Raw genomic sequence first — 19714 nt, forward strand, 5'->3', positions numbered from 1 at the left:
ATTCAGGTCCTGAGCTGAATCTCAACAAACCGAGTGACAGGTAATTCTTTTCCATCAGCCGGAGTCATCCATCATGAATCTTGCCGCCGAAATGGGCCCCGGCCTGACCGGGCTCGAACAGCTTCGGGCGCTGATCGCTTCGGGCGGGCGTCCGCCCATAGCCGAAACGCTGGATTTCCGGCTGGTCCAGGTCGACGACGGCTTTGCCGTCTTCGAAGGCACGCCCAGCCTGTCGGTCTACAACCCCATCGGCATGGTCCATGGCGGCTACGCCGCCACGCTGCTCGATTCGGCCTGCGGCTGCGCCGTCCACTCGAAACTCAGTGCCACCCAGGCCTATTCGACGCTGGAACTGAAGGTCGCCTATCACAAGGCGATCACTAAGGACACCGGCCTGCTGCGCGCCGAAGGCCGCGTGCTTTCCTTCGGCCGCCGCGCCGGGTTTTCCGAGGCCAAGCTGGTGGACCGCGACGGCAAGCTCTATGCGAGTGCGACGTCTACGCTGATCGTGATGGAGCGGTAGCGGCGGCGAGAGTTCCCCCTCTCCGTCACGCTTCGCGCGCCACCTCTCCCCCGCTTTACGGGGGCGAGGAACCCAAGTCCTGAAACGGCGCGACCTCGCAGAATCAAGGTTCCTCGCCCCGCTTGCGGGGAGAGGTGGATCGGCGAAGCCGAGACGGAGAGGGGAAGCTTTTATTCGTCCCACGACGAGAGGAGTAAAAACTTATTCTCTCCTCAACTCTCCACCGTCAACTCCACCAGATCCGCCGCAAAGCGCGTCTCGGCAAACTGGATCGGCCGCCCCTCAAGATCATCATTGATCGCAATCGCCACCAGTACGATCGCGCCGGGCGAGAGCTTCAGGTTTTCCAGATCGTCGGTATCGGCATGGCGCGCCGATACCAGTGTCGAGCGGCGCAGATAGTCATTCACGCCATAGCGCGCGAAGGATGAGGTGATCGAGCCCGTCTCGGCATAGGCTTTCTCGAAACCGGGAAAGCGCACGGCATCGAACCAGCCCGTCGCACGCCCCACGCGCCGTCCGTCCGCTTCACTCACCGTTTCCAGCCGCAGCACCGGCGCGCCTGGTTCAAGCGCCAGCGCTTCCGCCACACGCGCACTGGCTTCTTCCTGTTGATGGCCCAGAAGTATGCCGCGCCGGTCGCGCGTCTGATGCTGCATGCCTGTAGAAAAGCGCGTGCGTGCCGAGATCGGATAGGCGAGCCGCTTGCGGCTTTCGATGAAGGTGCCGCGGCCCTGTTCGGCCCGCAGCACGCCTTCCTGCACGAGCGCTGCGATGGCCGCGCGCACCGTGTGCCGGTTCACGCCAAAGTGCTCGGACAGCCAGATTTCCGGCGGCAATTTTTGCCCGTCACCGAGCGTGCCGCCGCCGATGCCATGCCGGATGCGGTCGGCGACCTGCCGCCACAGCGCGACCCCGCTGCGCCGCTCCATACTGAGTTGACTGTCTTCCGAGCCCATTTTTTCACCCCGTCATCGCACCGTCATAGACAGGCATTAGAAAGGGAGTATAATTTGTATGATTGTATAGAGCAATAGACAAATTTTGCAACGGCGGACCGGATAATGAAAACAGACAGACGGCAGGAAAGGGAAGAGGCGGCGGGCCGCAAGGCGGCAATGGCCGCACTCTCCCATGCACCCGGAGACAGGCTCAAGGCGTTGTGGGCTGAGGCCGGCTTGCCGCGTGATGCGCAGAAACTTCGAGGCCCCGAAACTGGCCTCGTCACCGTGCGCGGCCGCATCGGCGGAGGTGGTGCGCCGTTCAATTTCGGCGAGGCGACCGTCACCCGCGCCACGGTGCGGGTCGAGGGTGGGGCGGTCGGCCATGCCTATGCGCTCGGCCGCGACAAGGAAAAGGCGCTTCTCTCGGCCATCGCCGATGCGCTCTGGCAGGACGCATCGCGCCGCGCCGAGATCGAGGCCAGCATCATCGAGCCGCTGCGCGCGGAACAGCTTGCTGCCGACGAGACGCGTCGCGCCGAGACGGCGGCGACGAAGGTCGATTTCTTCACCATGGTACGCGGAGAGGATTGATGGAAACGCAGGCAATCGACGGCGGTTTCGCCGATCCAGTATTCGATGCGCAGGCGGTGTTTCGCGCCGTCATGGACGCCATGGCGCGTCCGGGCACCATCCAGCCCTGCGACGGCCTGACCGTGCCGCCGGCACCGCTGTCGCCGGTCGCGGGTGCTGTCGCACTGACCTTCTGCGACAACGACACGCCGCTCTGGCTCGATCCTGCCTTGCAGGCCTCTGCCGCCGCAAAGCACTGGCTTAGCTTTCACAGCGGCGCGCCGCTCGCGCACACGCCGGCGGACGCGCATTTCGCGCTCGTCTCCAGCCCGGCCGAGCTGATAGCGCTCGAGAATTTCGCGCAAGGCACGCAGGAATATCCTGACCGCTCGACCACGCTGATCCTGCAGGTGGAGAGCCTGTCTGCGGGCGAAAACCTGCTGCTCGAAGGCCCCGGCATTGAGAAGGCTGCGATGCTCGCGCCCACCCCGCTGCCACGCCATTTCGTCGAACAGTGGAAGCAGAACCGCGCCCGCTTTCCGCGCGGCGTCGATGTCATTCTGGCAGCACCCGAAGGCATCGCCTGCCTGCCGCGCACCACGCGTATCAAGACCATGGAGGCCTGACCGATGTATGTGGCCGTAAAGGGCGGTGATGCCGCCATTTCCAACGCACACCAACTGCTCTCCGACCGTCGGCGCGGCGACCGCTCCGTGCCCGCCTTGCGCCTCGACCAGATCGTCGAGCAGCTGGCGCTGGGTGTCGATCGCGTCATGGCCGAAGGCTCGCTCTATGACCGCGAACTGGCCGCACTCGCCCTCGCACAGGCGCGCGGCGACATGATCGAGGCGATCTTCCTCGTTCGCGCCTATCGCACCACTCTGCCGCGCTTTGGCTACACGCTCCCGATCGACACCGCCGCCATGCAGGTCGAGCGCCGCATTTCCGCGACCTACAAGGACCTGCCCGGCGGCCAGCTTCTCGGCCCGACCTTTGATTACACGCATCGCCTGCTCGATCCCGAAATCGCCGCCGGTGCGCCGGTGGCCGAACCCGAACAGCGCGAGGCCGAAGCTGGCCGAATGCCGCGTGTCTCGGAAATCCTCGCCCATGAAGGGCTGATCGAAAGCGACGGCGAACTGCCGGAAGACCACGTCACCGGCGATCTCACCCGCGAGCCGGTGGAGTTTCCGCTGGAGCGCGACCTGCGCCTCCAGGCGCTGTCGCGCGGCGACGAGGGCTTTTTGCTGGCGCTCGCCTATTCCACCCAGCGTGGCTATGGCCGCAGCCATCCCTTCGTCGGCGAGGTCCGCATCGGCGAGGTCGAGGTCGAAATCGACGTGCCGGAACTGCCCTTCGCCGTGCCGCTCGGACGCATCCGCGTCACCGAATGCCAGATGGTCAACCAGTTCAAGGGTTCGGCCAAGGTACCGCCGCAGTTCACGCGCGGCTACGGTCTCGTCTTCGGCCAGTCCGAACGCAAGGCCATGGCGATGTCGCTATGCGACCGCGCCCTGCGCGCCCGCGAGTTCGGCGAGGATGTCGTTGCCCCCGCGCAGGACGAGGAATTCGTCATCTCGCATTCCGACAACGTCCAGGCCACCGGCTTCGTCGAGCACCTGAAGCTGCCGCACTATGTCGACTTCCAGGCCGAACTCGGCCTCGTGCGCGGCATGCGCGCCGAGCACGAAGCGCGCCAGCGCGGCGACGATCAGGAAACACGGGAGGCCGCGGAATGATCGAAGGTCTCTCGCACATCACCTTCATCGTGCGTGATCTCGAGCGTATGACGGCGATTCTCGCCGGAGTCTTCGACGCTCGCGAGGTCTATGCCAGCGGCGACGACCGTTTCTCGCTGTCTCGCGAAAAATTCTTCCTGATTGGCGATCTCTGGATCGCGATCATGGAGGGCGAGCCGTTGCCTTCGCGCAGCTACAACCACACCGCCTTCAAGATCGATGAGGTCGATTTCGACCGCTATGTCGACCGCGCCAAGGCGCTTGGGCTCGACATGCGCCCGCCACGTCCTCGCGTCGATGGCGAAGGACGGTCGATCTATTTCTACGATGATGACAACCATTTGTTCGAGCTGCACACCGGCACGCTGGCCGAGCGTTTGGCGCGGTATGCGAAAGGTCTGGAGCCTGCACAATGAACGCCATCGCCACCTACAACTTCGCCTATCTCGACGAGCAGACCAAGCGGATGATCCGCCGGGCGATCCTGAAGGGCATCGCCATTCCCGGCTATCAGGTGCCTTTCGCCAGCCGCGAAATGCCGATGCCTTATGGCTGGGGCACCGGCGGCGTGCAGGTCACGGCCTCGATCATCGGGCCTGACGATATCCTGAAGGTCATCGACCAGGGCGCCGACGACACCACCAATGCCGTCTCGATCCGCGCCTTCTTCAAAAAGGTCGCCGACGTCGCCGTCACCACGGAGACGGAGAAAGCCACCATCATCCAGACCCGCCACCGCATTCCCGAAGCGCCGCTTCATGCCGGGCAGGTCCTGGTCTATCAGGTGCCGATTCCCGAGCCGCTGCGCTTCCTCGAGCCGCGCGAGACCGAAACGCGCAAGATGCATGCGCTGGAGGAATACGGGCTGATGCATGTGAAGCTCTACGAGGACATCGCACGCCACGGCCACATCGCCACGACCTATGCCTATCCGGTGAAGGTAGAGGGCCGCTATGTCATGGACCCGTCGCCGACGCCGAAATTCGACAACCCGAAAATGAACATGTCGCCGGCCTTGCAGCTCTTCGGCGCGGGCCGCGAAAAGCGCATCTACGCCGTTCCGCCCTTCACCAAAGTGGTCAGCCTCGACTTCGAGGACCATCCCTTCGAGGTCCAGACTTTCGACCAGCCCTGCGCGCTCTGCGGTGCCGAGCAGGTCTATCTCGACGAGGTCATCCTCGACGATCACGGCGGGCACATGTTCGTCTGCTCCGACACCGACCATTGCGAGAAGCGGCGGGAATCCCTCCCCCTTGAGGGGAGGGTCGGCGGCGAAGCCGCCGGGGTGGGGTCCGAGCGGCCGAGCTCGACCTCTACGAAAACCCGCGCCGAGACTATGGATAAGACCCCACCCGACCAGCCGCCTTCGGCGATTGGCCACCCTCCCCTCAAGGGGGAGGGAAAGGACACGCTATGACCGACGAACCGCTTTTCCGCGTTACATCACTCTCAAAATACTACGGCTCGCGCGTCGGCTGCGAGGACATCACCTTCGATCTCTGGCCGGGCGAGGTTCTGGCCGTCGTCGGCGAATCCGGCTCGGGCAAGACGACGCTGCTCAATTGCATGTCGACCCGGCTGATGCCGACTTCGGGCACCGCCGCCTACCGCATGCGCGACGGTACCTGGCGCGACCTCTACCGCATGAGCGAGGCGGAGCGCCGCTTTCTCATGCGCACCGACTGGGGTTTCGTCCACCAGAACCCGGCCGACGGCTTGCGCATGACGGTTTCGGCCGGCGCCAATGTCGGCGAGCGGCTGATGGCGGTGGGCGACCGCCACTACGGCAACATCCGCTCGACCGCCATCGACTGGCTCGGCCGCGTCGAGATCGACGAGGACCGTATCGACGACCAGCCGCGCGCCTTCTCCGGCGGCATGCGCCAGCGGCTCCAGATCGCGCGCAATCTCGTCACCGGCCCGCGTCTCGTCTTCATGGACGAGCCGACCGGCGGCCTCGATGTTTCGGTGCAGGCGCGCCTGCTCGATCTCCTGCGCGGCCTCGTCACCGATCTCGGGCTGGCGGCCATCGTCGTCACCCACGACCTCGCCGTGGCGCGGCTCCTGTCGCAGCGCATGATGGTGATGAAGGACGGCCGCGTCGTCGAAACCGGCCTCACCGACCGCGTGCTCGACGATCCCCGCGCGCCCTACACGCAGCTTCTCGTGTCTTCGATCTTGCAGGTCTAGGCGCGTGATCCTGAAAAGTGGAACCCAGTTTTCGGACAAGATCACGCGTAAATACGAAAGAGACTAACATGCCCACCCCCGTCGTCGTCTCCGAAGTCGCCAAGAGCTTCACCATGCATCTGCGCGACGGCATCAAGTTGCCGGTCGTAGCCAACGTCTCCTTCTCGCTGAAATCCGGCGAATGTGCCGTGCTCGGCGGGCCGTCGGGCGCGGGCAAGAGCTCGATCCTGAAAATGCTCTACGGCAACTATGCCGTCGATGAAGGCCAGATCATCGTCAGCCATGGCGGCGAACTCGTCGATCTCGCCACCGCCAGCCCGCGCACGATGCTGCGGATCCGCCGCGATACGATCGGCTATGTCAGCCAGTTCCTGCGCACGGTGCCGCGCGTCTCCGCACTCGATGTCGTCGCCGAACCTCTGGTGATGCTCGGCGAGGACAGGGATGCCGCCCGCGACAAGGCGCGCGAACTGCTTGCCCGCCTCAACCTGCCGGAAAAGCTCTGGCTGCTTCCGCCTGCCACCTTCTCGGGCGGCGAACAACAGCGCGTCAACATCGCGCGCGGCTTCATCACCGCGCATCCGGTGCTGCTGCTTGACGAGCCGACGGCCTCGCTCGATGCCGTCAACCGCCAGGTCGTGGTTGATCTGATCGCGCAGAAGAAAGCCGCGGGCGTCGCCCTGCTCGGCATCTTCCACGATCAGGACGTGCGCGAGGCGGTCGCCGACCGCATCATCGATGTCACCGAATTTGCAGCCGGAAAGATCGCAGCATGAGCGGCAAGCTTTCGGAAGAGCCGCGCGTCCACTCGACTGCCGAAGTCAGCAACTCGACGCTCGGCCGCTACACCGAGATCGCCGACCGCTCGCGCATCCACGAAACGACGCTCGGCGACTATTCCTACGTCATGCAGGATTGCGGCGTCTGGTGCGCGGCCATCGGCAAGTTTGCCAACGTTGCCGCCGCCGTGCGCATCAACGCCACCAACCACCCGACATGGCGGCCGACGCTGCATCACTTCACCTACCGCGCCTCCGACTACTGGGACGACGCCACCCACGAAGAAGAGTTCTTCAACTGGCGCCGCTCCAACGCAGTGACCATCGGCCACGACACCTGGCTCGGCCACGGCTCGACCATCCTGCCCGGCGTCACCGTCGGCGACGGCGCGGCTGTCGGGGCAGGGGCAGTCGTGTCGAAAGATGTCGCGCCCTACACCATCGTCGGCGGCGTGCCGGCCAAGCCGATCCGCGATCGCTTCGACCGCAAGACCGCCGAGCGCTACCAGGCGCTCGCCTGGTGGGACTGGGACCACGCGCGGTTGCGCACGGCGCTGGATGATTTCCGGGCGTTGGATGCGGAAGCGTTTCTGGAGAAGCATGGCGGGTAGGGTTTCGGCATCTGGAACTAAGCCGCTCCCCCTCTCCGTCGCGCTTCGCGCGCCACCTCTCCCCCGCCTTGCGGGGGCGAGGAACTGCTACTTGCTGACGTTGCGGAAGTCGAGGCCTAGCAGAACTTTGGCTTTCCTCGCCCCGCTTGCGGGGAGAGGTGGCTCGGCGAAGCCGAGACGGAGAGGGGTCTTGCAGCGTCAAAGCGATTGCCCCAAACATTCGCCCTCAGCCATCAGCCCTCATCCCCCACCCACATTCCATCCCCGCCCACGCTCACCGAACATCTCATAGCCGGCTTCGGTAATCGCCACAGTATCCTCCAGCTTGATAAATCCCCGCGTCGGATGAAGCATGGTCGTCTCCACCGACAGCACCATGCCGGCTTCCAGCGGCTTGCCGGCATCGACGCCTTCATAGGCGACAGGGTGGTTGGTCATCAGGAACGGTGCTTCGTGGCTGATCAGCCCCATGCCATGGGCGAAGAAGTCGGTGAAGGCTGCACTTGGCGAAGCCTTCAGCGCCTTTTCGGCATGGGCGATCATGTCGCCGCCCAGCGTGCCGGCGCGGCACAGCGAGAATGCCGCCTGCTGTACCACTTCGATCTCGGCCAGCAGGTCCTGCAATTCCTGGTCCGCCTCGCCCATCACGCCCATGCGGCAGAGGTCGCCGATGTAGCCGCGATAATTGCCGCCTGAATCCAGCGACAGCACCTCGCCCTTGTTCCATGTCTGGGGCGAGACGGCGCGGTTGTGGCTGGCGCCGAGGGTCAGCAGGCAGTATTCGAACTGCAGGCCGCGATTGGTCTCCTCGCGGCGCAGGGCATCGACGATCTCCTGCTTGCTCGCCCCGGCGCGGGTGCCCGTGAAGACGGCCGTCATCGAATCGGTGATCAGTTCGGACGCCATGCGCAGCTTTTCCAGTTCCTGCGGCGTCTTGATGGCGCGCAGGCGCTCCAGCGTCGAAGTGGCGTCAACGAGTGTCGCGCCAGGCAGGGCGCTTTGCAGCACGCCATGCGCGTCCGATGGCATGAAGGGCGGCTCGATGCCGATGCGCGCCGTGTCCTTGCCGATCTTCTTCAGATGCTCGGTCGCAAGCTTTGCCGCATCGGCCGACCCCCATGTCGCGGTCTGCACCGACGGCGTCCAGAACGGATTGTTCTGGTGCTCGCCGCCCTCCATGCGGTTGCCGACATAGGCTGCATGGTCGGGCTTACCCTTCTCGTAGATCAGCACCGGCAGGTAGCGGCTGTGGCCGATCGCTTCCATCGCCGAGAAGAAGATGAACCTGTAGCCGCCGAGCAGATACTGGACGTTGTGCTTCGACGTCGCGACCAGCACGTCGATGCCAGCCTCGTCCATCAAGCCGTCGAGCTTGGCGTGATCGAACGGAACCGTGCTTTGTCGGGCAGCAGTCGTGGTGATATTCATGACATTTCTCCCTGAATTCCTCCGCCGCTGGCCGGTCTGCCGCCGGCCTCTCGGCTAACTCGTGATCTAGCGCTCACGCCCGCGTCGGCACCGGCAGGCGCTCGAAATAGTCCTGATGCTCGCGCGCCACCCGCGCCGCTTCCTCGGCATTGCCGCTGGCGATGGCGTCGATGATCGGCTGGTGGCTGTCGGCGATCTCGACCAGATCCAGCCCCTCCGTCAGCATGGTGATGGTAGTGCGCGTCTCGATCTGCAGCGACTGCCAGATGTTGAGCAGCAGCCGGTTTTTCGCCGCCTCCATGATTGAGCGGTGGAATTTTACCGAATGCTCGACCACGCCATGCGTGTCGCCGGCCACTGCGGCGTCGCGCATCAGGTCGACTTCGCGCTGCAGGTAATCGAGGTCGCAGGCGCGTTGCGTGGTGGCGATGCGCGTCGCCTGCTCCTCCAGCGCGCCGCGCACGGTGTAGATTTCGCGCAGGCCATCGCCCATCACTTCGGAGACGTAGGTACCACGCCGGGGCAGGTTGGTGACGAGGCCGGTCGCTTCCAGTTCCCGCAACGCCTCGCGCACCGGCCCCTGGCTGGTGCCGAATTCCTCGGCGATGCGCAGTTCGATCAGCCGCTCGCCGGGGTCGTAATGCCCGCCGAGGATGCGGCGCAGCAGCACCTCCTTCAGCCGCTGCCTCAGCGGCGTGTTGACGAAGCCCGTATCCGGCAACTTCCCCATCTCCGCTTTTACCCTGCGCATTTCGCTCATCGAATGTTCTGCCGAATCCATCTGCTACTGCGTTGCAGCATCTTATTTGGTCGGACCAGAGTTGACAAAGCGATTTTGATTTATCGATAATAGATAATCAAGGCCGAAGACGGCCAGCGCAACAACCAGCGCAAACAGATCGCCTGATCTCTGGGAGGAGACCATGCTTCAGACCGTGGCAATGCCGGGCTCCGTGCCCGAAGCACAGCGATTCCTGTCGAGCCTGGAAGGCGCGATCATCCTCGCCGGCGGCACGGTGGTCATGCCGGTGCTGAACTACGGCACCGATGCCTTCACCAGCCTCGTCAGCCTGCGCAAGGCCGGGCTATCGGGCGTCAGCGTCGAAACTGGCAAGACCACAATTGGAGCGGCAACCACGCTTGCCGAGTTGGAGGACGAGAAGGCGCTGGCCTTCCTGCGCCCCGCTCTGGACACCATCGCCTCGCCCACCATCCGCAACATGGCGACCGTCGGCGGCAATCTTTTCGTCAAGCAGCCCTATGGCGATCTTGCCGTCTGCCTGATCGCGCTGGGTGCGACGGTCACGATTGCGGGCGCGGAGGGCGAGCGCATCGAGTCCGTCGAGCAGACCGTCTCAAGCGGCGTGAAGGCAGGCGAAATCGTCACGCAGGTCAGCTTCGCGCTCCCGCCCAAGGACGCGTTCAAATTCACCAAGGCGACACGCAAGGCGTTCAACTCTGCCGCAATCGTCACGGTCGCTGCGGTCGTGGTGCTGGAAGGACGTGTCGTCTCTTCCGCCCGCATCGCGCTCGGCGGCGTGGCGAAGACGCCGGTTCGTGCAACGTCCGTGGAGAAGGCGCTGACGGGAAAACCCTTCGACCGCGCGCATGTCGAAACAGCAGCCAGCGAAGCCTTGAAGGACATCGACCCGGCCGACGATGCCTATGCCAGCGCCTGGTACCGGGCGCGCGTGACGCCGGTGCACATCAGGCGGGCGTTGCTCGGCGAATAATCGGTACCAGCGAAAGATAAGCCACCGGGAGGGTAAGCCATGAAGCATTCCGTCGTATCGCTCACCATCAACGGCGCCGAGCGTCAGATGCTGGCGGCCCCCGGCACGACGCTGATCGACGTGCTGCGCGAGAGCCAGGGGCTGACCGGCACGCGGCGCGGCTGCGAGCAGGGCGCCTGCGGCACCTGCACCGTGCTGGTCGACGGCAAGACGGCGATGTCCTGCATGCTGCCGGTCGAGACGATCGAAGGCGCGCATGTCGAAACCATCGAGGGCCTGACACCGCCTCAAGGGCTGCATCCGATCCAGGAGGCCTTCCTCGAAGGTTTTGCCACCCAATGCGGCTTCTGCACCTCGGGCATGATCATGGTCGCGGCTGCCCTGCTGGCAAAGAATCCGAACCCGGCGCGCGAGGATGTCGTGCGCGCCATCTCCGGCAACATCTGCCGCTGCACCGGCTACGAGGCGATCATCGACGCCATTCTCGATGCCGCCGTCAGGGTCAAGTCGGCCAGCCGCGCCGAAGCGGCGTGAGAGGACGCACGATGGAAAAGATTGACGCCAGCTTCTTTGCCAAAGAACGTGAGGCCGAGCTTTCGGTCGTCGGCGAAAGCGTCCAGCGTGCCGATGCGCGCGGCCATGTCACCGGTCGCACACAGTTCTACGAGGATGTGAGCTTCCCCAACACGCTGCACCTGAAAATGGTGCGCTCCACCCGCCATCACGCGATGATCAAGAACATCGACACCGAGGCTGCCATGAAGGTGCCGGGCGTCGTGCGCATCCTCACCTACAAGGACGTGCCCAACAACTGGTACACGATCCTGAAACTGATCGGTGTCGGCCCCGACGACGAACCGGTGCTGCCGGAAGACCGCGTGCTGTTCATGGGCGAGCAGATCTGCGCCGTGCTGGCCGAGACGCCGCAGGCAGCCCTCGAAGCCGCGCGCCGCGTGGTGGTCGACTATGAAGACCTGCCCCCGGTCTTCGATGTCGAGGAGGCGATGACCTCCACGCCCTTCAAGAAGGATGGCACCAACTACTTCGTCTATGAGGGCCACAATTGCCGGCGCATCCGGTTCGGCGATGTCGAAAAAGGCTTTGCCGAGGCCGACCACGTCATCGAGCACCGCTACGATTCCTCGCCCATCGAGCACGCGCCGACCGAGACCACCGGCTGCACGGCAAAGCCGGAGGGCAATGGCCGCATCACCATCTATTCCAACACGCAGGCGCTCTATTTCACCCTCGACAATATGGCGCTCATCCTCGGTGTCCCCTTCAACAAGCTGCGGCTGGTCGGCGGCACGGTTGGCGGCGGTTTTGGCGGCAAGGTCGATGTCATCGTCGAGCCGATCGCGGCCCTGGGCGCCATGCTCACCAACCGGCCGGTGAAATATGCCTACAGCCGCGCCGAAGAGATGCAGGTGTCGTCGCCGCGCGCCGCCGAGCGCATCTACATCAAGGACGGCGTCATGAAGGACGGGCGCATCGTCGCCCGAAAAATCACGCTCTATGTCGATGCCGGCGCCTATTGCCGCCATTCCACCTACGGCACCACCAAGGCTGCCGCCCACATGCCGGGGCCCTATACGATCCCCAATGTCCATGTCGACGCCTATTGCGTCTACACCAACCGCACGCCGTCCTCCGCCATGCGTGGCTTCGGCGTGACCATCGGCGATTTCGCGCTGGAATCGCAGATGGACCAGATCGCGCGCTTCCTCGACATGGACCCGATGGAACTGCGCCTGCTCAATGCCTATCGTGACGGCGACATGAAGGCCCATCGCAAGAAGGTCGATGGCGCCGCCTTGGTCGAAGTCATCCAGGCCGCCGCCCGTCAGACCGGCAAGCAGCTCGCGCCGCGCTTTGCGAAAATGTCGTCGATGAGGAGGGAGGGCTGAGCATGGAGCTTACCCCCACCCTTGTTCCCTCTGGGCAATCGCATATGGCACAGCCTACCCCCACTCCGGTTTGCTTCGCAAACCACCTCTCCCCCTCAAAAGGGGAGAGGAAGGGCGCCAGCCTTGCAGACGTTTCCTCTCCCCCGTCGATCGGGGGAGAGGTGGCGCGCGAAGCGCGACGGAGTGGGGGTCGAATTTCATATGGAGATGCAAAATGGCGAGGCTGAAGGGCCGCGGCGTTGCGGCAGTGAACTATCCCACCGGCATGAATCTTGGCGGCGACCCGTCTCAGGCGCTGATCCACGCGACGACCACCGGCAGCTTCGTCATCACGCTTTCCTCGGTCGATCTCGGGCAGGGCATCAAGACCGTCGGCGCGCAGATCGCCGCCGAAACGCTGGGCGTGCCCTATGAAAGCGTGATGATCGACACCGCCGACACCGACACCGGCCCGCACTGCATGGGCACGTTCGCCTCGCGCGGCACGCACCGCATCGGCAACGCCATCATGATGGCGGCGAAGGAAGCGCGCGAAGTGATGATGAGCGTGGCGGCGACGGAGCTGGAAGTCGACGCCGGCGATCTCGTCACCGACGGCAAGGGCCGCATCCATGTCAATGGCGCGCCCGACAAGGGCATCGCCGTGCTCGATGTCGCGCTCGCCGCCCATTTCAAGCATGGCAGGACCATCTCGGGACGCGGCATGTATCTCAAGCAGAAAAGCGAGGTCGTGCCCGAAACCGGCGAGATGGACCCGGATTCCTGCCAGGCCCATGCCTGCACCATCGCCGAGGTCGAGGTCGATGACGAGACCGGCGACGTCACCGTGCTCAAGATGACCAACGCCTATGAGATCGGCCGCGCCATGAACCCGGCGCTCGCCCACCAGCAGATCGTCGGCGGCGCCTGGATGGGCATCAGCCACGCGCTCTACGAGACGACGGAGCCCTATTATCCCAGCCGCGCGCACGGCCCGCTCGATTTCTCCGAATATCTGATGCCGGGGCCGGGCGACATCGCCGAGATGGATTCCGTCATCATCGAACGGCCTTCGTCGAACGGTCCTTACGGCGCGAAAGGCATCGGCGAAATGACGGCCAATTCGCCCATTCCAGCCATCGCCAATGCCATCTTCGACGCCTGCGGCGTGCGCGTCACCTCCATGCCGATCACGCCCGAAAAAATCCTGCGCGGCCTTGATGCGCTGCGCGGCAACCCGAACTGAAATCGAGAGGACAATGGAATGATCAAAGTCATGGCCCTGATGAAGCGCAAGGACGGTATGAGCTTCCAGGACTTCCGCAAATGGATTCTGGAGGACCACGTTGCCTTCGCCCGCAACCTGCCGGGCATGCGCAAATACACCTCCAACGTGCTCCGCGCCGAGAATGCCGAGGCACCCTTCGACGGCGTTTCGGAAATGTATTTCGACAGCGAGCAGGCCATGGCCGACGCCTTCGCCACCGAGGCCGGCAAGGCGGCTGGCGGCGATGCTGCCGCGCATTGTTCCAACCGGTTTCGGATGATTTGTGACGAGAAATTGCAGTTTTAGGGATTGTGATGCAACCGCAGGCGCCCCCCTCTGGCCTGCCGGCCATCTCCCCCTCAAGGGGGGAGATTAGCAGCTCGCCCGTCCCGTTCATCCTGAAACGTTTGCGACTGGCGAAAGCCGGGAAGCAGCTAATCTCCCCCCTTGAGGGGGAGATGGCCGGCAGGCCAGAGGGGGGTGCTGCCGTCAAACCTACGTCGAGGGCCTCATGCCCTCGCCCCTAACCCAGGACCAGCTCGACGCCTCCCTCGCAGCCGCCGGCTACCTAGCCGACGAGACGCTGGTCACCGCCCTCTACCTCGCGCTAGAGCTCGGCAAGCCGCTGCTGCTGGAAGGCGTGCCGGGCGTTGGCAAGACCGAGGTCGCCAACACGCTGGCGAAAATCCTCGGGCGGCAATGCGTGCGCCTGCAATGCTATGAAGGCATCGATGCCTCGCGGGCGCTCTACGACTGGGACCATGCCCGCCAGCTCCTGGCAGTGCGCGTGGCCGAGCGCGGCGGCAAGGTCGAGACCGCCGACCTCTACGCGCCGGAATTCCTGATCGAAATGCCGCTGCTGAAAGCACTGCGCAACGCCGGCACGACGGTGCTCCTGATCGACGAAATCGACCGCGCCGACGATGCTTTCGAGGCGTTCCTGCTTGAGTTCCTGTCCGATTTCCAGATTTCCATTCCCGAAATCGGGACGGTGAAGGCCGGCCAGCCGGTCGTCACCATCCTGACCTCCAACCGCACCCGCGAATTGCACGATGCGCTGCGCCGTCGCTGCCTCTACCACTGGATCGACTATCCCGACCGTGCCCGCGAACGCGCCATCATCGAGCGCCATGCGCCCGGCATCGCGGCGGAAGCGGCTGATCGGCTGGTCGAGGCGGTTGCCGCCATCCGCCGCCTGCCGCTGATCAAGCGCCCCGGCATTGCCGAGAGCATCGACTGGGCGCGCGCGGCGGAAGTTCTGCACCGCGACGGCACGCCATGGCCCGACGCGCTGAAGCGCTCGCTCGGCCTGCTGGTAAAGGATCAGGAAGACTTTGGCGTCATCGAGCGCGCGGGCGTGATATGAGCGCCACCGCAAACAGCCTGCCGGCAGCGCTGGGCACTGAGCTGCTCGCCGGTTTTCCCGCAGCGCTGCGCGAGGCCGGCCTGCCGATCGACCCCGGCCGCGCGATGAATTACCTTCACGCCGTGCGCGTGTCGCGGCTTTCTGGCATCGGCGATCTGGCGCGCGCCGGCCGCGTCACGCTCACGGCCTCACCGGAAGAATTTCCGCTCTACGATTCCGTGTTCGAGGTTTGGTTTGGCGCCGCCCCCATTGCCGGCGTGGTCAAATCGCCGGACGAGCAGGAAAGCCCGCGCAGCGACCGCCCGCAGGGCAGCGACCAGCGTCTCGATCTGCTCGATGGCGATGCCGCGGGGCAGGCGGCTGCCGACGATCATGTGCGCAACCGCAAGAATTTCGCCCGCGCCGGTGAAGACGACCGCGACACGCTTGCCCGCATGCGCCGCCGCCTCGACCGCCTGCCGGCAACGCGCAGTCGAAGCTGGCGGCCGGCTCCGGCGGGCCATCGCATCGACCTTGCCGGCACCATCCGCGCGGCGCGGAAAACCTTCGGCGAGACGCTGCGGATTCTCAGGCAGGCGCGGCCGGAACGCCCGCGCCGGCTGCTTCTCCTCATCGATGTTTCCGGCTCGATGAAGGCGCAGTCGGAGCCCTATCTGCGCTTCGCCCATCTGCTGACGCGGCAGCGGCCCAAGGTCGAGACCTTCTGCTTCGGCACGCGGCTGTCGCGGGTGACGAAGGTGCTGAAACACCGAAATGAGGAGCAGGCGCTGGCCGGCCTCGCCGACATCGTTTTCGACTTCGACGGCGGCACGCTGATCGGCCGCTCGCTCGAGGATTTTCTGAGTGTCTCGCGCCACACCGCCCTCGTGCGCGGCGCGGTGGTCATCGTGTTTTCCGATGGGCTGGAGCGCGGCGATCCCGGAGCTATGGTCCACGCCGTCGAGCGTCTGTCCCGCCTCGGCCACCGGCTCGTCTGGGTCACGCCGCTGGCCGCCGATCCGCGCTACCGCCCCGTAACGCGCGCCATGGCCGGCATCCTGCCCAGCCTCGATCTCGTCGCCGATGGCGGCAGTCTTGCTGCGCTGGAGCGGTTGGTCGGCGATCTCGCCGGGCTGGAACGGCGACCGCGAAGACAGGCCGGGCGGCAATACAGCGGTGCGTCCTTCGAGGCTCCCCTTCGACAAGCTCAGGGTCGCACCTCAGGATGAGGGAGGGCGTGCCGGCCGAAGCCCTCATTATGAAAGCAGGAGTATCTCAAGATGAGGAAGGATAGCGCCCACTTCCCTCATCCTGAGGTGCGAGCCCTCGTTGCCGCCGGAGGTGGATGCATTGCCATTGGCGGGCGAGCCTCGAAGGACGCACGAACGGCAAAGCTGATGTTTCGGAGCCACCAAATCAGGAGCCCATCATGATCAAGATCATCGACGGTCATCATCACATCTGGCGGCAGGCCGATCTGCCGTGGCTGCAGGGGCCGATGGTGCCGCGCATTTTCGGGCCCTACGAATCCATCCGCCGCGACTATCCGATCGAGGAATTTTTGGCCGATATCAAAAGCTCGAATGTCGAAAAATCCGTCTATATCCAGACCAACTGGGCAAAGACCGGTGCGGTCGATGAGGTCGCCTGGGTGCAGAGCGTGGCCGACGCGCATGGCTGGCCGCACGGTATCGTCGGCTATGCTGACCTGCTCGACGACAACGCCGGCGCGACCTTGAAGCGCCAGGCGAAATTCCCGCTGATGCGCGGCATCCGCATGCAGCTGCACTGGCACAAAAACGAGATGTACCGCTTCGCCGCTGATCCCGATCTGGCCAGCGATGCGCGGCTCAGGAAAAACATCCGGCTGCTGGCCGAACACGGCTGGTCCTTCGACCTCCAGGTCTTCGCCTCCCAGATGAAGGGTGCGGCAAAGCTCGCCAAGGACAATCCCGACATCACCTTCGTGCTCCAGCATGCCGGCATGCTCGAGAACCTGTCGCCCGCCGGGCGAAAGTCATGGCGTGAGGGCATGAAGCGGCTGGCCGATCAGGAAAACGTGGTCAGCAAGCTTTCCGGCCTCGGCACCTTCATCCACCGCAACGACGCCGCCCACATCCGCGACGTCGCCACGGAGACCATCGCCCGGTTCGGGCCTGAACGTTGCCTGTTCGGCTCCAATTTCCCGATCGAGAAATTATGGACGAGTTACGCCGATCTCGTCACGGCCCATCGCACGGCGCTGTCGTCCTTCCCGGAGAAGGTGCAGAAAGCGGTGCTGCACGACACGGCAAGGCGGGTTTATCGGCTGGAGTAAGCCTCCCTCAGTGCCCCGCGCCGCCGCCATCCATCAGCCTTCTTCGCAGCGCATTGGAAATATTGTCGAAGATGAAAACCACGATCAGGATCAGCAGCACCATATAGGCGACATTGGCCCAGTTCGAATTGGTGCGCATCGCCTCCCATAGCTTCAACCCGATGCCGCCTGCGCCGACGGCGCCGATGATGGTCGCCGAGCGCGTGTTGGATTCCCAGAAATACAGCGCCTGGCTGAGGAACACCGGCAGCACCTGCGGCACCACGCCGAAGCGCTGCACGACGACCGGCGAAGCCCCCACCGAACGCACGCCCTCGCGCTGCTTGTCGTCGACATTCTCCAGCGTCTCGGAATAGACCTTTCCGAGCGTACCCGTATCGGTGAAGAAGATCGCCGAAATGCCGGCCAGCGGCCCCGGCCCGAAGGCGCGGGTGAAAAACAGCGCCCAGATCAGCATGTCGACCGAGCGCAGGAAGTCGAAGAAGCGCTTGGTCAGCTGGTTGGCGAAGAAGTTGGGCGTGATGTTGCGCGCCGCCATGAAGGCCAGCGGGAAGGCGATGAAGGAGGCGAACAGCGTGCCGACGAAGGCCATGACGATGGTCTGCAACAGCTTGGTCCAGACGTCGCCATGCTGCCATTGCGAATTGTTCCAGATATTGTCGAAGGCAAGCGCCGCGTTCGACATTTCCGGCTTGATCCGCTCGCCCGAGGTGATGAGCCCCGCCACCTCGGAGAACGATTTGCCCCAGAAAGGCGAGTTCGGGTCGAACACGAAGTTCGGCCAGCCGAAGAACCTGCGGCTGATCGACACCCGCTCCGGCGAGATGCGCGCCTCGCCGGCAAAGCCGAAATCGACCTTCACCTCATCCTCGCGCAACGTCGCCCAGCCGGGCAGCGCGCCTTGCGGCTTGGCGCCGTCCGGTTCCAGAACCATGGTCAGCGTCTCGCCGCGATGGTCGACGGTAACCAGCTTGCTGTCTGCGCTGACGCTGCCGCTTGAGCCGAAATCCACGGTCACCCTGTCGCCGGCCTGGTTCACCCAGTCCGGGTTCGGATTGTTACCCAGCGGCGAATAGCGCGGATAGGTGATCTTGGCCTCGGTGCCGGTGAACCGGATCGTCGGGCGCAGATCGTAGGAATACCATTGCCGCGCATAGAGATTGGCGCGCTCCCACTGGCCGCCGGCAATCACCGTGCCGATGGAAAAGAACCACCAGCAATAGACGACATAGAGCAGGCACCCCAGCGCCACGAACAGCGGCGTGTAGCGCTTCAGCACGGAGCGATGGAACACGTCCGGGTGACGGGTTTCGATCTCGGCGAGTTGTGCGGCGGTCATGGTTGCCATGGTCAGCGTCCGAAATCGAAGGATTGCGCACCGACCAGCTTGCGGCGCAGCCAGGCCGAGAACTGGTCTACGGCGACGACGGTGGTGAACAGCAGGAGGATGATGGCGAGCGTCTTGGCCTCATGGCCGCGGCCGATCGAAAGCCGCAGCTCCTCGCCGATGCCGCCGCCGCCGACCGCGCCGATGATGGTCGAGGCGCGCACATTGATCTCGAGCCGCAGCAGCGCATAGGACATGAAATTCGGCATCACCTGCGGCACGATGGCGAAGCCGACGCGCTCGAACCAGTTGGCACCGACGGCGCGAAGGCCTTCCTCGGCCTTCATGTCGGCATTCTCGACCACCTCGTAGAACAGCTTGCCCAGCGCGCCGATGGTGTGGATGCCGACGGCGAAGATCGCCGGGATCGCGCCAAGCGACAGCACGGCGGCGAAGAAGCCGGCGATGACGATTTCCGGGAAAGCGCGCAGCACTTCCATGTAGCGCCGCACGACGAAGCGCAGCATCCGGCTGGCAACGAGGTTCTTGGCGGCGAGGAAGCAGAGCATGAAGCCGAAGACGAAGCCGATCAGCGTGGAAAGGGCTGCGATGTTCAGCGTTTCCAGCATCTTGTAGAAATATTCGGGCACGTAGAGGCCGGAGCCGAACAGATAGACGCGGCCTTCGGGATAATCGTATTTCAGGCTGCCGTCGAAATAGGGCGAGGGCAGGTCGAACATCGCGCGCCACACCTCCCAGCCGTCGCGGGGCAGCATGTCACCGGCGAAATCGAAGAAATGCGGCAGCCGGTCGAAGAACTTTCCGGCATTGGATTCATTGGCGAACCACAGCGAACTGCTGAGTGCGATGGCAAGAGCGCCGACGATCAGGATCGAATAGAGGCGCCGCCGCGAGGCCAGCTCGCGCCAATGCCGCTCGATGGCAAGGCCCTCGGCGGAAAGGCCGGTATGGACAGTCTGGCTCATGCCGCTTTCCACTCACATCAGATTGCAAAAACGGCCGGGCATTTTTATTGCCCGGCCGCCTTATAGGAA

Annotated in this window: 21 protein-coding genes and 1 pseudogene; 17 read left to right on the top strand and 5 right to left on the bottom strand. The window is 64.4% G+C overall.

The window, feature by feature from the left end:
* Window positions 1-73 precede the first annotated feature (73 nt).
* On the top strand, window positions 74-523 hold the full coding sequence (locus BM413_RS20535; RefSeq protein ID WP_091916430.1) for a PaaI family thioesterase: 450 nt from the start codon (window positions 74-76) through the stop codon (window positions 521-523).
* A 212-nt stretch (window positions 524-735) separates the two neighbouring features.
* Here the strand turns inward: BM413_RS20535 and phnF are convergent, their stop codons facing one another.
* Entirely contained in the window at window positions 736-1482 is a 747-nt protein-coding gene (gene phnF / locus BM413_RS20540; protein ID WP_091916431.1) for a phosphonate metabolism transcriptional regulator PhnF, read from the bottom strand.
* Window positions 1483-1587: 105 nt separating this feature from the next.
* On the opposite strand from phnF, the gene phnG reads away from it, so the two are divergent.
* The 8 genes and pseudogenes from phnG (at window position 1588) to BM413_RS20580 (ending at window position 7356) form a co-directional block, all read left to right on the top strand.
* A complete protein-coding gene (gene phnG / locus BM413_RS20545) occupies window positions 1588-2058 on the top strand; it encodes a phosphonate C-P lyase system protein PhnG (RefSeq protein ID WP_091916432.1) in 471 nt (156 codons plus the stop codon).
* Window positions 2058-2663 (top strand): phosphonate C-P lyase system protein PhnH, encoded by a 606-nt coding sequence (gene phnH, locus BM413_RS20550; protein WP_091916433.1) that lies wholly within the window; start codon window positions 2058-2060, stop codon window positions 2661-2663. The genes phnG and phnH overlap by 1 nt, the downstream gene beginning before the upstream one ends.
* A gap of 3 nt (window positions 2664-2666) precedes the next feature.
* A complete protein-coding gene (locus BM413_RS20555) occupies window positions 2667-3776 on the top strand; it encodes a carbon-phosphorus lyase complex subunit (protein WP_091916439.1) in 1110 nt (369 codons plus the stop codon).
* Window positions 3773-4192, top strand: coding sequence for a FosX/FosE/FosI family fosfomycin resistance hydrolase (gene fosX, locus BM413_RS20560; protein ID WP_091916440.1), 420 nt, complete (start codon window positions 3773-3775; stop codon window positions 4190-4192). The genes BM413_RS20555 and fosX overlap by 4 nt, the downstream gene beginning before the upstream one ends.
* Window positions 4189-5016, top strand: a pseudogene (locus BM413_RS20565) (alpha-D-ribose 1-methylphosphonate 5-phosphate C-P-lyase PhnJ); the annotation flags it as partial. The gene fosX and the pseudogene BM413_RS20565, both read left to right, overlap by 4 nt.
* Window positions 5017-5189: 173 nt before the next feature.
* Window positions 5190-5966, top strand: a complete 777-nt coding sequence (phnK, locus tag BM413_RS20570; protein ID WP_091916441.1) for a phosphonate C-P lyase system protein PhnK — start codon at window positions 5190-5192, stop codon at window positions 5964-5966.
* Window positions 5967-6034: 68 nt separating this feature from the next.
* A complete protein-coding gene (phnL, locus tag BM413_RS20575) occupies window positions 6035-6742 on the top strand; it encodes a phosphonate C-P lyase system protein PhnL (protein ID WP_091916442.1) in 708 nt (235 codons plus the stop codon).
* On the top strand, window positions 6739-7356 hold the full coding sequence (locus BM413_RS20580) for a DapH/DapD/GlmU-related protein (protein ID WP_091916443.1): 618 nt from the start codon (window positions 6739-6741) through the stop codon (window positions 7354-7356). Before phnL ends, BM413_RS20580 begins: the two co-directional genes overlap by 4 nt.
* Before the next feature lie 240 nt (window positions 7357-7596).
* Here the strand turns inward: BM413_RS20580 and BM413_RS20585 are convergent, their stop codons facing one another.
* Together BM413_RS20585 and BM413_RS20590 are read right to left on the bottom strand one after the other, a co-directional pair.
* The gene (locus BM413_RS20585; RefSeq protein WP_091916444.1) at window positions 7597-8784 is read right to left on the bottom strand and encodes a M24 family metallopeptidase; all 1188 of its coding nucleotides are present in this window, start codon (window positions 8782-8784) and stop codon (window positions 7597-7599) included.
* 73 nt (window positions 8785-8857) lie between these two features.
* Window positions 8858-9544, bottom strand: coding sequence for a GntR family transcriptional regulator (locus BM413_RS20590; protein ID WP_162931706.1), 687 nt, complete (start codon window positions 9542-9544; stop codon window positions 8858-8860).
* A gap of 163 nt (window positions 9545-9707) precedes the next feature.
* On the opposite strand from BM413_RS20590, the gene BM413_RS20595 reads away from it, so the two are divergent.
* The 8 genes from BM413_RS20595 to BM413_RS20635 all read left to right on the top strand — a co-directional run bounded on the left by BM413_RS20595 (window position 9708) and on the right by BM413_RS20635 (window position 17332).
* Complete coding sequence (locus BM413_RS20595; RefSeq protein ID WP_091916446.1) at window positions 9708-10517, top strand: FAD binding domain-containing protein; 810 nt, start codon at window positions 9708-9710, stop codon at window positions 10515-10517.
* 39 nt (window positions 10518-10556) lie between these two features.
* Window positions 10557-11051 carry a (2Fe-2S)-binding protein gene (locus BM413_RS20600; protein WP_091916447.1) on the top strand — a complete coding sequence of 165 codons (495 nt, stop codon included), beginning with the start codon at window positions 10557-10559 and terminating at the stop codon, window positions 11049-11051.
* Between the two features lie 11 nt (window positions 11052-11062).
* Window positions 11063-12424: a xanthine dehydrogenase family protein molybdopterin-binding subunit gene (locus BM413_RS20605; protein WP_091916456.1), complete on the top strand. Its 1362-nt coding sequence runs from the start codon at window positions 11063-11065 to the stop codon at window positions 12422-12424.
* Between the two features lie 214 nt (window positions 12425-12638).
* Window positions 12639-13649: a xanthine dehydrogenase family protein molybdopterin-binding subunit gene (locus tag BM413_RS20610; protein ID WP_091916457.1), complete on the top strand. Its 1011-nt coding sequence runs from the start codon at window positions 12639-12641 to the stop codon at window positions 13647-13649.
* An 18-nt stretch (window positions 13650-13667) separates the two neighbouring features.
* Window positions 13668-13976 carry an EthD family reductase gene (locus BM413_RS20615; RefSeq protein WP_091916458.1) on the top strand — a complete coding sequence of 103 codons (309 nt, stop codon included), beginning with the start codon at window positions 13668-13670 and terminating at the stop codon, window positions 13974-13976.
* A gap of 205 nt (window positions 13977-14181) precedes the next feature.
* Window positions 14182-15036, top strand: coding sequence for an AAA family ATPase (locus BM413_RS20625; RefSeq protein WP_091916459.1), 855 nt, complete (start codon window positions 14182-14184; stop codon window positions 15034-15036).
* Window positions 15033-16244, top strand: coding sequence for a vWA domain-containing protein (locus BM413_RS20630; protein ID WP_175544378.1), 1212 nt, complete (start codon window positions 15033-15035; stop codon window positions 16242-16244). Before BM413_RS20625 ends, BM413_RS20630 begins: the two co-directional genes overlap by 4 nt.
* A 200-nt stretch (window positions 16245-16444) precedes the next feature.
* Entirely contained in the window at window positions 16445-17332 is an 888-nt protein-coding gene (locus tag BM413_RS20635) for an amidohydrolase family protein (RefSeq protein ID WP_091916616.1), read from the top strand.
* A gap of 7 nt (window positions 17333-17339) precedes the next feature.
* Here the strand turns inward: BM413_RS20635 and phnE (BM413_RS20640) are convergent, their stop codons facing one another.
* The gene (gene phnE / locus BM413_RS20640) at window positions 17340-18680 is read right to left on the bottom strand and encodes a phosphonate ABC transporter, permease protein PhnE (protein WP_091916461.1); all 1341 of its coding nucleotides are present in this window, start codon (window positions 18678-18680) and stop codon (window positions 17340-17342) included.
* 2 nt (window positions 18681-18682) lie between these two features.
* Window positions 18683-19645 carry a phosphonate ABC transporter, permease protein PhnE gene (gene phnE / locus BM413_RS20645; protein ID WP_091916462.1) on the bottom strand — a complete coding sequence of 321 codons (963 nt, stop codon included), beginning with the start codon at window positions 19643-19645 and terminating at the stop codon, window positions 18683-18685.
* Between the last annotated feature and the right edge of the window lie 69 nt (window positions 19646-19714).

Source organism: Mesorhizobium sp. YR577 (assembly GCF_900116595.1).
Taxonomy (GTDB): Bacteria; Pseudomonadota; Alphaproteobacteria; order Rhizobiales; family Rhizobiaceae; genus Mesorhizobium_M.

Bases quoted from the DNA above. Each gene is read 5' to 3' on its own strand.
- BM413_RS20535 (WP_091916430.1), top strand. From the start codon at position 74: ATGAATCTTGCCGCCGAAATGGGCCCCGGCCTGACCGGGCTCGAACAG.
- phnF (WP_091916431.1), bottom strand. From the start codon at position 1,482: ATGGGCTCGGAAGACAGTCAACTCAGTATGGAGCGGCGCAGCGGGGTC.
- phnG (WP_091916432.1), top strand. From the start codon at position 1,588: ATGAAAACAGACAGACGGCAGGAAAGGGAAGAGGCGGCGGGCCGCAAG.
- phnH (WP_091916433.1), top strand. From the start codon at position 2,058: ATGGAAACGCAGGCAATCGACGGCGGTTTCGCCGATCCAGTATTCGAT.
- BM413_RS20555 (WP_091916439.1), top strand. From the start codon at position 2,667: ATGTATGTGGCCGTAAAGGGCGGTGATGCCGCCATTTCCAACGCACAC.
- fosX (WP_091916440.1), top strand. From the start codon at position 3,773: ATGATCGAAGGTCTCTCGCACATCACCTTCATCGTGCGTGATCTCGAG.
- phnK (WP_091916441.1), top strand. From the start codon at position 5,190: ATGACCGACGAACCGCTTTTCCGCGTTACATCACTCTCAAAATACTAC.
- phnL (WP_091916442.1), top strand. From the start codon at position 6,035: ATGCCCACCCCCGTCGTCGTCTCCGAAGTCGCCAAGAGCTTCACCATG.
- BM413_RS20580 (WP_091916443.1), top strand. From the start codon at position 6,739: ATGAGCGGCAAGCTTTCGGAAGAGCCGCGCGTCCACTCGACTGCCGAA.
- BM413_RS20585 (WP_091916444.1), bottom strand. From the start codon at position 8,784: ATGAATATCACCACGACTGCTGCCCGACAAAGCACGGTTCCGTTCGAT.
- BM413_RS20590 (WP_162931706.1), bottom strand. From the start codon at position 9,544: ATGAGCGAAATGCGCAGGGTAAAAGCGGAGATGGGGAAGTTGCCGGAT.
- BM413_RS20595 (WP_091916446.1), top strand. From the start codon at position 9,708: ATGCTTCAGACCGTGGCAATGCCGGGCTCCGTGCCCGAAGCACAGCGA.
- BM413_RS20600 (WP_091916447.1), top strand. From the start codon at position 10,557: ATGAAGCATTCCGTCGTATCGCTCACCATCAACGGCGCCGAGCGTCAG.
- BM413_RS20605 (WP_091916456.1), top strand. From the start codon at position 11,063: ATGGAAAAGATTGACGCCAGCTTCTTTGCCAAAGAACGTGAGGCCGAG.
- BM413_RS20610 (WP_091916457.1), top strand. From the start codon at position 12,639: ATGGCGAGGCTGAAGGGCCGCGGCGTTGCGGCAGTGAACTATCCCACC.
- BM413_RS20615 (WP_091916458.1), top strand. From the start codon at position 13,668: ATGATCAAAGTCATGGCCCTGATGAAGCGCAAGGACGGTATGAGCTTC.
- BM413_RS20625 (WP_091916459.1), top strand. From the start codon at position 14,182: ATGCCCTCGCCCCTAACCCAGGACCAGCTCGACGCCTCCCTCGCAGCC.
- BM413_RS20630 (WP_175544378.1), top strand. From the start codon at position 15,033: ATGAGCGCCACCGCAAACAGCCTGCCGGCAGCGCTGGGCACTGAGCTG.
- BM413_RS20635 (WP_091916616.1), top strand. From the start codon at position 16,445: ATGATCAAGATCATCGACGGTCATCATCACATCTGGCGGCAGGCCGAT.
- phnE (WP_091916461.1), bottom strand. From the start codon at position 18,680: ATGGCAACCATGACCGCCGCACAACTCGCCGAGATCGAAACCCGTCAC.
- phnE (WP_091916462.1), bottom strand. From the start codon at position 19,645: ATGAGCCAGACTGTCCATACCGGCCTTTCCGCCGAGGGCCTTGCCATC.